The organism is Paenibacillus assamensis DSM 18201, from assembly GCF_000422445.1.
GTDB classification, from domain to species: Bacteria; Bacillota; Bacilli; order Paenibacillales; family Paenibacillaceae; genus Paenibacillus_B; species Paenibacillus_B assamensis.
In genome coordinates this window covers 522,402-536,945 of record NZ_AULU01000003.1, presented here as the reverse complement: position 1 = coordinate 536,945, position 14,544 = coordinate 522,402, and the positions used below count along the sequence as shown (strand labels likewise).

General features: G+C 42.5%; 14 protein-coding genes. 7 read left to right on the top strand and 7 right to left on the bottom strand.

Translation table 11 applies throughout. From position 1 onward, the window contains the following. Positions 1-42: 42 nt before the first annotated feature. Together H580_RS23080 and H580_RS23075 are read right to left on the bottom strand one after the other, a co-directional pair. Positions 43-1,311: a YncE family protein gene (locus H580_RS23080; RefSeq protein ID WP_051217163.1), complete on the bottom strand. Its 1,269-nt coding sequence runs from the start codon at positions 1,309-1,311 to the stop codon at positions 43-45. A gap of 53 nt (positions 1,312-1,364) precedes the next feature. Then, entirely contained in the window at positions 1,365-2,636 is a 1,272-nt protein-coding gene (locus tag H580_RS23075; protein ID WP_051217162.1) for a YncE family protein, read from the bottom strand. 559 nt (positions 2,637-3,195) lie between these two features. On the opposite strand from H580_RS23075, the gene H580_RS23070 reads away from it, so the two are divergent. After that, a complete protein-coding gene (locus H580_RS23070; protein ID WP_051217161.1) occupies positions 3,196-4,743 on the top strand; it encodes an endonuclease MutS2 in 1,548 nt (515 codons plus the stop codon). Positions 4,744-4,853: 110 nt separating this feature from the next. Then, positions 4,854-5,540 carry a LysE family translocator gene (locus H580_RS0102305; RefSeq protein WP_028593353.1) on the top strand — a complete coding sequence of 229 codons (687 nt, stop codon included), beginning with the start codon at positions 4,854-4,856 and terminating at the stop codon, positions 5,538-5,540. Between the two features lie 130 nt (positions 5,541-5,670). Here H580_RS0102305 and H580_RS0102300 read toward each other — a convergent pair whose 3' ends face one another. The 4 genes from H580_RS0102300 to H580_RS23060 all read right to left on the bottom strand — a co-directional run bounded on the left by H580_RS0102300 (position 5,671) and on the right by H580_RS23060 (position 9,811). Beyond that, positions 5,671-6,768, bottom strand: coding sequence for a cohesin domain-containing protein (locus H580_RS0102300; RefSeq protein WP_028593352.1), 1,098 nt, complete (start codon positions 6,766-6,768; stop codon positions 5,671-5,673). Positions 6,769-6,988: 220 nt separating this feature from the next. After that, a complete protein-coding gene (locus H580_RS0102295) occupies positions 6,989-8,191 on the bottom strand; it encodes an MFS transporter (protein WP_028593351.1) in 1,203 nt (400 codons plus the stop codon). A gap of 12 nt (positions 8,192-8,203) precedes the next feature. After that, positions 8,204-9,091, bottom strand: coding sequence for a TetR/AcrR family transcriptional regulator (locus H580_RS25310; RefSeq protein WP_028593350.1), 888 nt, complete (start codon positions 9,089-9,091; stop codon positions 8,204-8,206). Between the two features lie 237 nt (positions 9,092-9,328). After that, positions 9,329-9,811, bottom strand: a complete 483-nt coding sequence (locus H580_RS23060; protein ID WP_051217160.1) for a hypothetical protein — start codon at positions 9,809-9,811, stop codon at positions 9,329-9,331. 566 nt (positions 9,812-10,377) lie between these two features. On the opposite strand from H580_RS23060, the gene H580_RS0102280 reads away from it, so the two are divergent. Further along, on the top strand, positions 10,378-11,115 hold the full coding sequence (locus tag H580_RS0102280; protein WP_028593349.1) for a phosphodiester glycosidase family protein: 738 nt from the start codon (positions 10,378-10,380) through the stop codon (positions 11,113-11,115). Positions 11,116-11,157: 42 nt separating this feature from the next. On the opposite strand, the gene H580_RS0102275 is transcribed toward H580_RS0102280, so the two are convergent. After that, positions 11,158-11,649 (bottom strand): hypothetical protein, encoded by a 492-nt coding sequence (locus H580_RS0102275; protein WP_028593348.1) that lies wholly within the window; start codon positions 11,647-11,649, stop codon positions 11,158-11,160. Positions 11,650-12,159: 510 nt separating this feature from the next. Here H580_RS0102275 and H580_RS0102270 point away from each other — a divergent pair. The 4 genes from H580_RS0102270 (at position 12,160) to H580_RS0102255 (ending at position 14,491) form a co-directional block, all read left to right on the top strand. After that, on the top strand, positions 12,160-12,600 hold the full coding sequence (locus tag H580_RS0102270; RefSeq protein ID WP_425414103.1) for a phage neck terminator protein: 441 nt from the start codon (positions 12,160-12,162) through the stop codon (positions 12,598-12,600). A gap of 15 nt (positions 12,601-12,615) precedes the next feature. Then, entirely contained in the window at positions 12,616-13,614 is a 999-nt protein-coding gene (locus H580_RS0102265) for a DUF3383 family protein (RefSeq protein WP_028593346.1), read from the top strand. Between the two features lie 136 nt (positions 13,615-13,750). Then, the gene (locus tag H580_RS0102260; protein WP_028593345.1) at positions 13,751-14,155 is read left to right on the top strand and encodes a phage structural protein; all 405 of its coding nucleotides are present in this window, start codon (positions 13,751-13,753) and stop codon (positions 14,153-14,155) included. Between the two features lie 51 nt (positions 14,156-14,206). Next, positions 14,207-14,491: a hypothetical protein gene (locus H580_RS0102255; RefSeq protein ID WP_028593344.1), complete on the top strand. Its 285-nt coding sequence runs from the start codon at positions 14,207-14,209 to the stop codon at positions 14,489-14,491. Positions 14,492-14,544: the final 53 nt, after the last annotated feature.

Sequence of the window (14,544 nt, the reverse complement as noted above, 5' to 3'; positions counted from 1 at the left end):
TCTTAACGGACAAAGGGGAACCTCTTCTTTTTGCTTTCACTATTAAAATAACAGATTGGGAGCAATAGACACGTCATTTGGCATGGCGTCTACGACAATTGTGGCTAGGAAGATATTTGTTTTTAGATCGAAAACGTGCACTAGATTTTCTGAAAACGTAGTGATATAGGCTTTTGTACCATCTGGTGTGATCGCAATCGAACGTGGACCGTTTCCAAGGGGGATCGTTGCATTATTCATAACCGCATTTGTAATCGTATTAATGACTCGAATTTCGTTTGTTGTAGATGCAGATACATACGCCTTCGTGCCATCTGGTGTAATTGCAATATCAAATATTCCCGTACTGGGAGACATGTTTATTGTAGTAATGATAGAGTCAGTAGCTGTGTCAATGACGACCACATTGTTTGTATTCAGGCAGACGAATACTTTGCTTCCATCTGGTGTAGCTGCGATGTTGAATGGACTACCTACAAGCGGTATTGTCGTGATGACAGACAGCGTAGTGGTATTGATTACGGTAATGCTAGGCCCGCTGAAGTCAGTCACGTAAGCCTTGCTGACAGGTAAGGAAAAAGCTACTGCAAATGGGTTGAGTCCAGTAGGTATAGGAGCGCCTATTGGCATATTCGTATCGACATCAATCACGACCACATTGTTTGTCATCGCATTCGTTGCATAGACTTGGAGACCATCAGGTCTCATTAATACACTTTGCGGGAGGCCTCCGGTTGGGATCGAAGTGATCAACGCGCTGGTCGTCGTATCAAATACATCGATCACGTTTGAACCTTGAACAGCTACATACAGACGTGTTCCATCTGGTGTTGAGGTAGAGACAGAAGCTATAGATGGATCAGTCGTCAAGGATTCTACTATTTGATTCGTAGAGGTATCAATAACCGTGACCCTAGTTGAACTAGTGGAAACGTAAGCAAACAAGGGAGTAGGAGTGGTAGTAGGGACGTTAAGTGTACGAATGATGTTGTTGTCCGCATCATATAGCGTGACATGCACAGCGATATCATTTTCACCAGGTCCGCTGCTAATGACCCTTACCCCGAAGGCACTGCCTAAGGCGACAAGTCCGGAGGACACCGTATCGTTTGGGTTACCTCGTGGTTGGAGGTAGAACAAACTCGTAAACAAAGGATTGTTCGTCTGTGTGCCAAAGGCGAGCGGGGGCAGTTCGTATAGCTGAATGCTCACGTTGGTAGGAAGGCGGCCAGCATTCGCGGCACTGACTTCTGCAAATGCTGCTCTTCCTGTTTGGCTATTATTGGTTGGCCCTGAATCGTAAATAGGCATACGCTCATCCTTTCATTTTGTTATAGGGCTAGGGAGATTAGTGAAACAAGTGCTCAGTACAGCAGATTAGGCGTCAACGCTATTGCTGTAGGGAGTACACCTGCTGCGATGAGCTGTTGACGTGTGTTTGTACGCAGATCAACAACTGCAACATAATCTTCGAGCGTAGCGGTAACAAAAGCTTTGTTACCGTCAGGTGTAATCGCTATACTTCTCGCACCCATCCCAATAATGACTGATTCTGAGGGAACTTCCGTATCCGTTTTGGTATTGACCATAAACATCTGCCCTGCAACACTGCCTGTTACGTAAGCTCGTGATCCATCAGGGGTGATGGCAACATGAGATACGCCAGATCCAACGGGAAGCGCGATGGAGGGGAGTAGTGTATCTGTAGAAGTATCGATAACGGCAAGGGTATCCAATTGTACACATACGTAGGCTTTCGTATTATCCGGTGTCGTGGCAATCCCAACTGGATTGGCAGGTAAAAGGATTGTATTGATTACTGCTAACGTATTGGTATCTATAACGGTGATACTAGAGCCGTTTGAATTCGTAACGTATGCTTTAGATAAGGAAAGAGCGAAAGCGACAGCGAAAGGTTGCGAGCCCGTGAGAATGGGCGCACCAACGACGGTATTTGTTGCTACATCAATGACCGTTACGGAGTCTCCGCCAATATTAGTGACGTAGGCTTGCAGACTGTCTGGACGGACAAATACACCAACTGGATCAAGACCGACCGGTATGGAAGTAATAAGCGTATTGGCAGTTGTATTATAAATATCGACAGAATCGGTGCCTTGGACGGTTACGTAGCATTTAGAGCCGTCTGGCGTTAAGGCAACGCCGGTAGGATCAGAGGACGTAGCAGGAATGAATTGAATGACTTGTTCCGTATCGGCCTCAATGACTCCAATATGTTCCGAGCCGTTGTTGACCTCATACACGAGCAAAGGGGTGGGGGCAGTAGCTGGCACATTTAAGGTACGGATAATGCGATTGTCCGCGTCGTACAGCGTAACATGTACAGCAATGTCATCTTCACCTGTCCCGCTGCTTGCGACCCGAACGCCGAAGGCACTTCCTAAGGCAACAAGTCCGCTTGATAAAGTATCTTCGGGATTCCCTCTCGGCTGGAGGTAGAACAAACTCGTAAACAAAGGATTATTCGTTTGTGTGCCGAATGCGAGTGGAGGCAATTCGTACAATTGGATGCTTACATTCGTGGGAAAACGGCCTGCATTAACGGCGCTTACCTCCGCAAAGGCTGCTCTTCCTGTTTGACTATTATCGATCGGTCCTGAATCGTAAATAGGCATGCGCTCACCTGCTTATTTTTGTTATTGCTAGCATATGCAAATGAAATTGATTCGGACGTGCAGGTACCTATACCTCGTTTATATGGGGAACTTTTACATGGAATTATTGAAAATAATTTCCTATTATGATACATTTGTAGCGTATATGAAGGCGAAGGGGAAATGTTGATGTTGGTTTAAGTTCTTAACTAATCAAATTGTATAGTTGATTGAAAAGGGTCAAGAGTGGCTCTAGCGTTCATTTTCATGTTTAGCTGTATGCCTGTTTTTTGGAGAGCATGAATTTGAAGTTTATTTGCTGTACCTCGATTCAATCATCTGATTTGTTAAGAACGATTACGGACATCTAATTTGCACCTTTGTGCTGTTATTAGCGATGCGACCGTGCTGGTTCAGCACGGTTTTTTTGATGCCTATTAGCAGCTATCTGGTATAAAAGAAAGGGGAAGTGCGCGTATGTAAGTACGTGTACGTTCCTTATCTTTTACGCGGGGCAAAGAATGACGACGTTCATTCTTTGCCTCTTTTTTATGCCAAATTGAAAAGGAGGATGTTACAAATGACATCTATTCAGGAACGTTCTTACACACGGTTAGGCTATGATCAAGTGAAGGAGAACGTAATGGAACATACCTTGTCCTACATCGGTAGACGGTATGTTGAACAACTATCCCCATCTACGAAGCTGCTTGAAGTGGAACAAGCACTGGATGAGAGTTCAGAAGCAAAAGCACTGCTGGAAACAAGAGTAAGTATTCCATTGGCTACGATGGACGGATTGGAGACCATATTGAATCTCGTCGGGACAGGGTATATGTTTTCGGCACAGGACTTTAGTTGTCTCGGTACGTTTTTGCACAGCTGTGAGCAGCTAAGAAGCTATATGTCCAGCAAAGCAGCTATCGCACCTCGCATTCATGCTTATGTCACATCGATGAAAGATACGGGCAATTTGAAAAAAGAGATCGAACGCTGTATTCATCATGGGCATGTGGTAGACGCTGCGAGTAAGGAACTAGAGAGAGTACGCCGAAAAATAGCGGTTACGAAACAAAAAATTCAATCGAAGCTGGATAGCTTGGTTGCACGCAACCGCTCCATTATGCAAGAAGGCATCGTCAGCATGCGGAATGGGCGCTATGTCATCCCAGTCAAGCGATCTCATCGCAATCATATGGCGGGTGTTGTGCACGATGAGTCTGGCAGTGGTCAAACCATCTTTATCGAGCCGAAGGAAGTAGCGGCTTTGCAGTCCGAATTGAACATGCTGTACGCAGAAGAGGCATGCGAGGAAGGGAAAGTACTCAGTTATTTGACAGGTCTAGTTGATGAGGTGGAGGAGCAGTTAAAAAAGAATGCAGAGATAATCGGTAAATGTGACTTTATTTTCGCAAAGGGCAAGTATGCAAGAACATTTGATGGTAACCGGGTGCAAATTAATGATCAAGGCATTATTGATTTACGTGAGGCGAAGCACCCGCTCATTTATGAGAAGATGGTGGCGTTAAATATTGCTGCTGGCAGCACCTATCGTTCCCTGATCGTTACAGGGCCAAATACAGGCGGTAAGACAGTTACGTTGAGGACGCTGGGGCTATTGACACTAATGGTACAGTCTGGACTCCTTATTCCAGCTCATCCAAGCAGTAGATGTGCACTGTTCTCTCATGTCATGATCGTCGTAGGCGATGATCAGAGTATGGAGCAATCATTAAGTACGTTTTCCGCCCATATGAATGGCATCATTGATATGTTGCGAGTAGCCGATGAATCTACCCTTGTGTTGATCGATGAAATGGCTGCTGGAACCGATCCGGGAGAAGGAATTGCGCTGTCGATAGCGATTATGGAAGAACTACATCGTCGAGGAGCCGTGTCGCTTATTACGACGCATTTCAATGAGTTGAAGACATTTGCCTCGCAGACAGAGGGATTTGAAAATGCAAGGATGGAATTTGATGCAGAAACGCTGCACCCTTTATATAAATTGACGATTGGTGAAGCGGGTAGTAGCTACGCGCTTGCGATAGCCAAACGATTAGGTATTGAGGAGCATCTAATAGAACGCTCCGAACAGCTTATCCACAATCGTTATAAAACGCGTTAACGCTTAAAAGCCTTTACATGTTGGTGCAATGGTGTTATATTGGCCCTTGTCTAGATACAGAATTATATGTCTTTATTTATATATTGGATGTTTACAGGAGGAGCCTACACGTGGTTGAACTGAATCAAATGCTATCCTTTTTAGCCGTTGCCATTGCACTAACGTTAATGCCTGGTCCAGATATTTTATTTGTTACTGCACAGAGTATGAGCCGTTCTTGGCGCAGCGGCATTACCGTTGCACTTGGTTTATGTACAGGACTAATTGTTCATGTTGCATTGGCTGCGGCAGGTGTATCTGCGCTTATTCTGTCTTCACCAGCGGCATTTTTCATCATAAAGCTTTTAGGTGCAATATATTTATTGTATTTAGCATGGAAAGTATGGATGGGGATTCGTAACATGATAGCGGAAGGCGAGCTCGCCATAACAGCTGAAATATCATCTGTTGCAGATGCGTCAGTTATCAAAGTTGATGCGGTGGAAAGCGTGAATGCAGGCTTAGGCTTGTATCGTCAAGGAATTGTGATGAGTATGCTTAATCCGAAGCTATCCTTGTTCTTCCTAGCACTATTCCCGCAGTTTGTACGCCAAGAAAATGGTAGGGTACCACTCCAGATGTTACAGCTGGGATTATTGTTTATGATGCAGGCGTTCGTTATATTTGCGCTTGTTTCAGTGCTTGCCAGCAGCTTGGGTGGACGACTTATGAACCAATCCGGCAGTTGGAAATTACGATTGGCTGTTATTGAGATGTTGATCTATATCCTGCTGAGCTTTAACTTGTTTTTCTTATAACTGAGCTTCTAGTTAGCTAAATAGTAAGCCCGTTCTACCGAATCTCCTATCACTCGTGTTCTCGTAGTAGTTGTTACGAGATAAGAGAGAAGGAGTTGGGAACGGGCCTTTTTTGTTGCGCGATATGCTATTACTTATATTGTGGGTTAGCCAGCACAATTTTCACGATATGAGTCAAATCGACGTCTTGAACTGGACCTCGGTCTCCCAAAATGCTCTTCACATTGTTAGACAAGTTGGCTTTATCCTCGTTATAGAAGAAAGCAACCTCGCCAAGATGCTTCAAGCTGTATTCCGTGCTTGGAAGCACTTGAAACGTGCGCTCGCCGATGTTTTCTGGTGCAAGTGTAAGTTCTGTTTTTCCATTGTCAGCAATTTTAGCTTTAACAGCATCTACTGTACCAGCGCCTACACCGATAGCTTTAAACTTCAAGTTAACAAGTACACTGCTGCCGTTAATGCCATTGTAGCGGCCTTTGCTTGCTGTAATAAATCGTAATGTATCTGTGTTTTCTTGATGTACGATCGTTAGCTTGCTATCTGCCGCAGCGCTTACGAATTGGAAGCGTGATTTGTCATAGTTGATGCTGAAATCTTCAGCATAAATATTGTTCACATTGTCCAATCGAAGCTGAACGTCAAACGTTTCGTTTAAATATACCGAATAGGTAACCGATGTTACGGATAGTTTCGGTGTGGAAATGTTAGGGTTATACGGCTTTAAAGAGCTTTGTTGAGGTACGTCGATAGCCGAAAATATAAAGCTTTTCCCGTATGAGCTATTTATTATGAGTTCAATTGAATGTTCTCCTGGCGATAATCCTGTCACTTCGTAAGCCAAACGTGGTGCGGCTGGATTACTAGGGCTGTCATGGGCAATTGCTTGCAAGTTCATTTTACCGTAATATTTTCCATCAATAATAACCGAGATATCATCAGACAATGAACTAGATGCGTTTTTGCTTATTACTCGGAAGGAAGTACCTACAACATTAAATTTTACAGATGAACCAGCATATTGGTTGTAATGACTAGATAAATAATAGTCGTGGCCCCAGCTATATCCCTCATAAGAAAACCCATAGGAAGTGCTCTCATATCGCTTCCAGCCCTGCTCGGGATTCCACATGTTAGTTCCTATTTTTGCATAACCAAAAGCTGGCATAATAGAAAATACTAAACTAAAGACGATTGCTAATATAAAGCTAGGCATAAATTTTTTACGCATATGTACCTCCATAATATGTATAATGTTGTGCGCACATCAGTCATTGTAATGAATACGATCAAGAGATGCTAAACATAATTATCTATTTAAGCATTTTATGGAAGAAAATCATAAATATTTTTTAGTGGTCCATACAATGAAAAATACGATGCAAAGAAGCCCTATCTTCATGAGCGAAGATAGGGCTTAAAGGTTTCAATAAATGAGTATTTGATTTAAGTCAACCTACCTTAGCAAACTGCGCTCTACTGCGCTGCCAACCGACAAGCATAAGAGAGCCAACCATAAGAACAACTCCACCAAGCCAGTAAGGATAGCTCATATTGACATCGAATAGAATACCTGCAATGGAAGGTCCAATGATATTGCCAAGACTCATAAATGCATTGTTCAATCCAGCTACATAGCCTTGTTCATTACCAGCCATCTTGGACAGCAATGTATTAGCTGCCGGACGGATAAGGGAAGTAGCGATAAAGAATAGTAACGTTGTTGTGAAGATCACTGCGTATTGACCGACAAAAGTCATGCTGAACATACAGATGGCAGCAAGCATCAAGGAGCCGTGAATAACACGTTGTTCTCCGAATTTCTCAACGAGCTTACCGAATACAACGGCTTGAATAATAACCCCAGCTAATGCTCCAAAAGTAAAGATAAGCGAAATATCTTGTGGTGTGAATCCGTGCTTCTTATCCACAAATAGTCCGAATACCGTTTCGAAGTTCATAAGACCAAATGTTAAGACGAATACAAGCAATAACAGAACAAAGTAAGGCGCTTTGAATGATCGAATGATTAGTTCAAAAATATTCTCGCGCTTTTGTTTCATCGCCAAGGCCGCTATTTTTGCTTCTTGTGTTAACGTTTCTGGCAATATGGCAATCGAGATAAGTGTAGATAAGCCGGCTAGTGCCGCAGCCGTATAGAATGGTACGCGCATCCCGAAGTCAGCAAGATAACCACCGATACCAGGACCGATAACAATACCTAGCGACATAGCTGCTCCAAGCCAGCCAAGGCCTTTTGCACGCTGATCCTCTGTCGTTACGTCAGCGATAAATGCCGTCATTGGTGGGGACATCAGACCTACACCCGCTCCACCGAGTAGACGAGATAGGTAAAGCACCCACAAATCCGTAGTTACAGCGAACAGAACTTGTGAAATTGTGAAAAATGCCATACCGATAACAATCATTTTTTTACGGCCATATTTATCTGACCAATCTCCACCAAGTGGGGAAAAAATGAACTGAGTTAGTCCAAATGCCGCCATAAGATAACCCATGTCTTTACCGGTAGCGCCAAATTCCGTAATAAACATAGGCATAAGCGGAATAATCATCCCCATACCGACCATGGCGATAAACATATTGATCATCAGTATGAACAAGGGGCCGTTCTTTGTTTTCTTTGCGTTCACGTGTGTTTCTCCTTATAGTTTTAATCTTGAGCTTAGCTGGCATATATGAATATCCAACTGAGGGATGCTTCGCAAATTGTGCAGCATTCCTTTAATAAGGAAGCGGCGCGGTTGAATTTCAGTAAGTTCTTTTTCAATAAGAGCTAAAGATTGCTTGGCTTCGACTTTGAGGTCTTCATCGGCTTGGCAATCTGCAATCGTATCAGCCATTCGTTTTGTAATATGCAATGGATGTACTGCTTCTTCAACAGGGCGTGTAACTTTGAATTCTTCCAATAACAATTTAATCCCGAGTGGTTCAGGCTGCTCTTGCATAAGCTTTTCTGCCATATAGTCCAAATGTCGAATGAGATAGTGACTGATGTGAGAGATATCGAGCGTGCTTTTCTCGAATAATAAGTAGTTTGTGAAAATATGAATCATACCGCATAGGGTAAACGTGGTATCAAAAGCATAGCGTTCAAAGTCAGGACCGTATATTTGAATAAGTCGTTTCTCTATCCAGCTCAGAAATTCGGCTCGAAAAGCTTTGAGGTAAGCAACGAGATCATCATTAATGACATCAGAACTTTCTTTGAACTGAAAAATAATAATTTCCCGATACTCCATACTGTAATTCATATGCAGTTCCAACTGATGAATAAAGCGCTCTTTCTCGGAGGTATACGGTTCCTGGTCGGATTTACAGAGCATATTCATATGAGATTGTGAGAATGTCTGAAATATGCTGTACAGTAAGTCTTCCTTTGATTTGAAATGAGAATACAAACTTCCCTTGGCAATTTGGCAAGTCTCCGCTATTTCTTGCATCGTCGTATTGCGATAGCCTTTATGAGCAAATAGCTTCATCGCTGTCTTGATGATATTGCACTTCTTATCTGCGATTACATCGACTGACACCTCAATACCTCCAAGTTCTGACTCACTAGTTCTTATAATGACTTTATGGTCGAACCTCATTGTATAGAATACAATCTTTATTGTCAATTGGTAGATCATCGGGATACTGCGCTAGGCAGCAGCGGTATTTTATGTAGCAAAAATAAAGTTCCAACGGTCGGAAATTGCTCGATCCATCGGAACTTTAACGGCTCGTTATCGTAGAGCGCAGTGCTTGGTATCATTTGATGAACAAAGTTAATTCATGAGCTGCTGAATAGTTCCTTGCGGAGGGAACACATATTGAAATGCGTATACGAGCTTTTCAAAGGCACGCTTGCGAATCTGTCCATAAGCTACAGCAGTAATAGGAGGATCATAGATAAAGCTGTACACCTTCATATCCGTTACCTTGGCAGCTTTCATATACCGTTCACGGATAAGCAGTTGCTCATCTGGCTCAAGTTCCGCGACAATCGTTTCAATTAAGGTGCAAAATGCAAGGCACTCATTCGTCTTGTCTATGTTATACACAGCTACGGCAGCTGTTGGATCCCCAACACGATTGGTCGCACCGTGGGCTCTTGCTTCGTATTGGGCCGTAATTTTCGTTTCACGCACAGCAAATTTCATCACTTTACACATTCTATATTTGCTAAATACGTTCTCCATCATTGACTTCTTGTCTTTCGTTCCGAGCATGTCCCATGCTTCAAGAGAGGGGATATCCCATTTCATCATCTGCGTAAAATCCTCCTTCAAATATCCGTTCTGATCTATGGAACACCGTGGGCAGGTATATCTATTATAACACAAAAACAAGAACAAGTGTTCTTATTTTTTCTTTTTATGTTCTATTTTTGTGATCTTGTTCTGCGGAAATCATTCGTAAGATGTTCGTGTTCAGCATCAGTTCCTAGTTAAAGAAAGTTTATTTATCGATAACTCATTAAGAACTGATATGACTGATACAAATTATACCCCCTCACTTTTGTTCAATGTTTGCTAAATATAGATGAAGCTTTTCATCCATGGATATCAAATCTTTGGAACTATTAAAAAAATAATAAAAAAACGATGAATAAAGAATCAAAAACGAATAAACCGAACATATGTTTCCAGATTTATACTTGTAATGTGGACATTGTGAGTCGCAGGTAACTATTATATTGACTTTAGAATTAAGACATACAGTGATCCAACAAAGCCAAAGGGAGGAGAGTTGGACAATTTCATTTCAACTTAATAATTGTATTGAAAGTTATTGTATTGCTTAAAAATTCTAATTAGTGAAAGGATGTTGAACAATGACAACAGCAAAGTATTCGAAAACAACTCATAATGGACGAGATGTGCGTGTAATTGAAGCTGATTCTGAATCAATTTCGGTCGTGAAAATCGGCGGTAGTGTGTTGAATTCAAACAATTATGGTGTAAATGGTACATTTTTTAGCACATCAAATGATTTTTTGGGGATTGCTGTGAACAATGATACTGGCATAGGTGGGAATGCGACATTCAATGCATATGGTCAAAAGCAGCGTGGAACGTTCTACTGTTATCGCGATTTACGTTCTGGAAACCGTGTACATGATGTAGCCAATGTGAAAAAAGTAGAGGATTTTCCTATTTCTCCAAATATGAAACTGTTCGCAATTGGTGGACTTAATTTATATGTTAACGAGAATATTACAGAGCAAGAATTTTACCGTCGTCTAGATGTAAATGAACAGGCATCAGGAATTAATAATGTAATTAATAAGAGTGGCAGTACTTATTCATCACCTGGACTACGAGCACGTACAGCTATTGGGTATAGTTACACGATAAATAAAGTTGTGTTAGTTGTTTTTCAGAATGAGACTCCTTGGGGAATGCGTCAATTTATGAAAAATAAAGGATGCGCGATGGCAGTATATTTAGACGGAGGAGGCTCTTCGCAAATGCGATATAAAAGTGGTCAAACAACAGGTACATTTGATGCGGGGGGTGTCAATAGAGACGTATTTAATATGATTCGTGTTAATCCAACAACATGGGCGTAAGAAAATTTATAGAAGGGGATCTTAAGATCCCCTTCTATAAATTCAATCCAAATCTACAATATACCATTGCTTAGTTTCTTTATTTTGAGCAATAAAAAAATTAGGTCTGTCTGTTTCTATTTCTCTGGATTCAAATCGGGCTCTTGTCATTTCTACGCTAACGTAACCTTGCGTTGGCTTCATATGATGAAACTCTATTACTTTCATGTCACTTACTTTGAAGTTCGGTAATTTGAAGTGAGAATCGCGATGAATTTGCTTAAATTTATTTTCGTCTCGTGTATTCACATACTTAGCATATAAATTAACGAGTTTAATCATCTCTAATTCCATACCTTCGTATTTGCTTTCATCGATAGGAGTATAGACAATGTCTTCAAGATTAACTTTAGGTTGTTCCATTTCTTGGTTCTTTTTTTGTTCCACAACGGTTTGTGGGTTTTCTCCATCTCCCTTCTTTTGATTATTCTCTGCACCACAACCGCTAACAACTACTATGCTGGCAGCAAAAACGGTTATTATCCACTTTTTCATATCTTCCCTCCTAAACGTTTTTCATTTACGGATGTCTTAGTCGATCTGTAATGCTTTAATTCCTGTATTTTAAAGAGGCTAACGTTATCTATCTTGAGGTTCTTTCTGAGTAAATTTCATCTACATGCTTTTATAGGATGGGAAACGATTTCATTTGTCTCGTACACTACATTGTACCCCTAAAAATAGGTAAAGTTGCTTTTTTAAATGTGCTTGATGTCATTTAGCTTACTAACTCTAGAACGTAGCGCATGCAATAGAATAAGAAACTCTCCTTCTTTACTTTATGTATTCAAAATCGCATCAAAAAACAATCAAAAATGAATAAAAAACAATTTAAAAATCAATAAAACAAACATATGTTCGGTGTTTTAAACTAGTAACGTGGACATAGTGAGTCGAACGGGGATAGATAAGCTCCCAAGAGCAATGAAAGCTTGGAGAGAGCCTAGTTCTGTTATCGATATCTGACATGTTCGTTTTTCAACCGAAGGAGGGATGAGCTTGATTGTGTATCGGGACATCGTTCAGAAGCTGCTGGAACCAATGGCACTATTTTTGCAGCTGCCTCTGCTGGATGTTACCCAAGTGAAGCCTGACAGTCCAACGCCATGCATCGCTTATGAAGTGCCGAAGCCTTATGAGGATATGACGCCGCATATGGATCGGACAAAGACGATGGTAGAAAAGGTTGTCGAGATGGAATGGCAGCTGCTGCTTATTGGACAAGACCGCTTGGATCTCATGCAGCGGTGCCGTGAGCTAATGAGATGGCTTTGGTCAGAGGGGGAAGAGCAAGCGAAGCTTATACCGACCACCATCGTCAAGATGATGCCCCCCGAATGGAAGAAGGAGCCGATCCCGAGTTTAGCTGTAACGGTTAGACTCCGAATGAAAGACAGTTGGCAGCAAGCCAACTCCGAAAAGATTGAAAAAATTACATTCAAATGAAGGAGTGACTGAAACATGACATTACAAGACGTTCAAATTACGATTGACCTGCAAAAGCCGACAGGACGCCTGTCCTTCGCAACACCTTTAATTCTCGGTAAAAAAGCTGGCGGTGCTGCTTATAAAGAATACGCGCATCTAGATGCAGTAAAGGCCGACTATGCAGATACAACGAAAGAATACGCAATGGCAAAAGTGTTGTTCGATCAAGGTGAAAATGCACCGACGCAAATCGCAATTGCTGCTCGCGATGAGTTGGAAGATGCGGTTACTCGCTTGCGTACGCTATTGGATGGCGGTTGGTATTACCTCTTGTCCACAGAAAACGATGCTGCAACAGTAGAAGCACTAGCGAAGGAACTAGAAAAGGAAGATTATCGTCTCTTCGTGACTCGCATTGCAGACAAAGCGAAGCTTCAAGCGTTGAAGACAGCGGGCTACACACGCACAGTCGTATTCTATCATACAGATGCTGCGGCTTACCCAGATGCGGCGCTAGTTGGGGCAGTAGGTTCTGCTGACGTTGGCTCTGTGACGTGGAAGTTCAAGCAGTGCCAAGGTATCGCTCCATTGAAAATGACAAGCAATGAATTGCTTGATATTCATCTTGGCGGTGCAATTACGTATGTGAACAAACAAGGCCAGCCACGTACATCGGAAGGCAAAACGGTATCCGGTGAGTACATCGACGTCATTATGGCGCGTGACTATGTGCGTGCTCGCATGGAAGAACAAATCCAGAAGCTGTTGAATGAATCCGACAAAGTTCCTTATACAAACAGCGGTATTGCTCAAATAGAGAGTACGGTTGTAAACGTGCTGCTAGAAGCATTCGATATGGGCATTATTGCAGAGGATGAGAGCGGTGAAGGTCTATTCGGAACGAAGTTCTTGCTTCGCGACGAAGTTGATCCGCTTGATCGTGCAAGCCGTGAATACAAAGGCGGTTCGTTCTGGTTCGAGGTGGCAGGAGCAGTTCATCAAGTACGCGTGAGCGGAGTAATCCGTTTCTAATGGATGTACCTGAGTCGTACTGATCTAACTATAACGTTGCCTTAAGCTTCGTGCGTAACGTTCCATTATTTTTTATTTCAACATAAAGCTACAAATCTATTACTTAATTAAAAAGAAAAAAGGATGGTGCTCATACATGTCTATTGGATTCTATGATGCGAAATCGGTAAACGTCATTATTAACGGTACTTATATTACAGGCTTTGGTGAAAATACATTCGTTTCTTGTGAAAAAGACGAAGAGCAGGCTGTTGCGCATGTCGGTGCGCGTGGTGAGGTGGCTTTGGCGCATAAGAACAATCCGCTTGGCTCTGTTAAGTTGACGTTGATGTCTACTTCTCCGCAAATTGGTATGCTTACGCGTCTAGCTCGCGACAAGAAAGTGTTCACGATCTGGGTTGTATCCCATAACCAGCCGCGTGAGCGCATTGGCGGCACGAAGGCAGTTATTAAGAAGTTGCCAGCGGCTGCATTTGCAGCTGAACTGGAAGATCGCGAATTCGAAATTCAAGTGCTGGATTACACACATATTGTTGCATAAGAGCGAATGCGATAAAGAAAGATTGGATCGATAACGAGAGGGGATTTACAGATGAGTAAACAAAAAACAGTTACCGTTCAAGAAGAAGAGTATGTACTTCAGCATCCGGGCGCTCGCGCCCTGATGCGCCTTTATGATACGGCATTGAAGCCTGATGGAGGATGGAAGCTGGAATCCTCGATGGATTTCTTCCTGAATCATGTGATTGTATCTCCGCGTTTGTCTTGGGACGGCCTTGAGGACAAGGTTGATCTGATGACACCGCTGTGGTTGGAATGCGCACGCTTCCTGGGGCTGGTCGAAACACCCTTGGAATCCGCAGCATCCGACGTATAAACGAGCCATCTCCGATAATCCGCTCCGTCAACTGCTATGGCAAGTCGTCATCG

Coding starts and splice junctions, on each gene's coding strand:
- H580_RS0102265 (WP_028593346.1), top strand. CDS start 12,616: ATGACATTACAAGACGTTCAAATTACGATTGACCTGCAAAAGCCGACA.
- H580_RS0102260 (WP_028593345.1), top strand. CDS start 13,751: ATGTCTATTGGATTCTATGATGCGAAATCGGTAAACGTCATTATTAAC.
- H580_RS23080 (WP_051217163.1), bottom strand. CDS start 1,311: ATGCCTATTTACGATTCAGGGCCAACCAATAATAGCCAAACAGGAAGA.
- H580_RS23075 (WP_051217162.1), bottom strand. CDS start 2,636: ATGCCTATTTACGATTCAGGACCGATCGATAATAGTCAAACAGGAAGA.
- H580_RS23070 (WP_051217161.1), top strand. CDS start 3,196: ATGACATCTATTCAGGAACGTTCTTACACACGGTTAGGCTATGATCAA.
- H580_RS0102300 (WP_028593352.1), bottom strand. CDS start 6,768: ATGCGTAAAAAATTTATGCCTAGCTTTATATTAGCAATCGTCTTTAGT.
- H580_RS0102275 (WP_028593348.1), bottom strand. CDS start 11,649: ATGAAAAAGTGGATAATAACCGTTTTTGCTGCCAGCATAGTAGTTGTT.
- H580_RS0102255 (WP_028593344.1), top strand. CDS start 14,207: ATGAGTAAACAAAAAACAGTTACCGTTCAAGAAGAAGAGTATGTACTT.
- H580_RS0102280 (WP_028593349.1), top strand. CDS start 10,378: ATGACAACAGCAAAGTATTCGAAAACAACTCATAATGGACGAGATGTG.
- H580_RS23060 (WP_051217160.1), bottom strand. CDS start 9,811: ATGATGAAATGGGATATCCCCTCTCTTGAAGCATGGGACATGCTCGGA.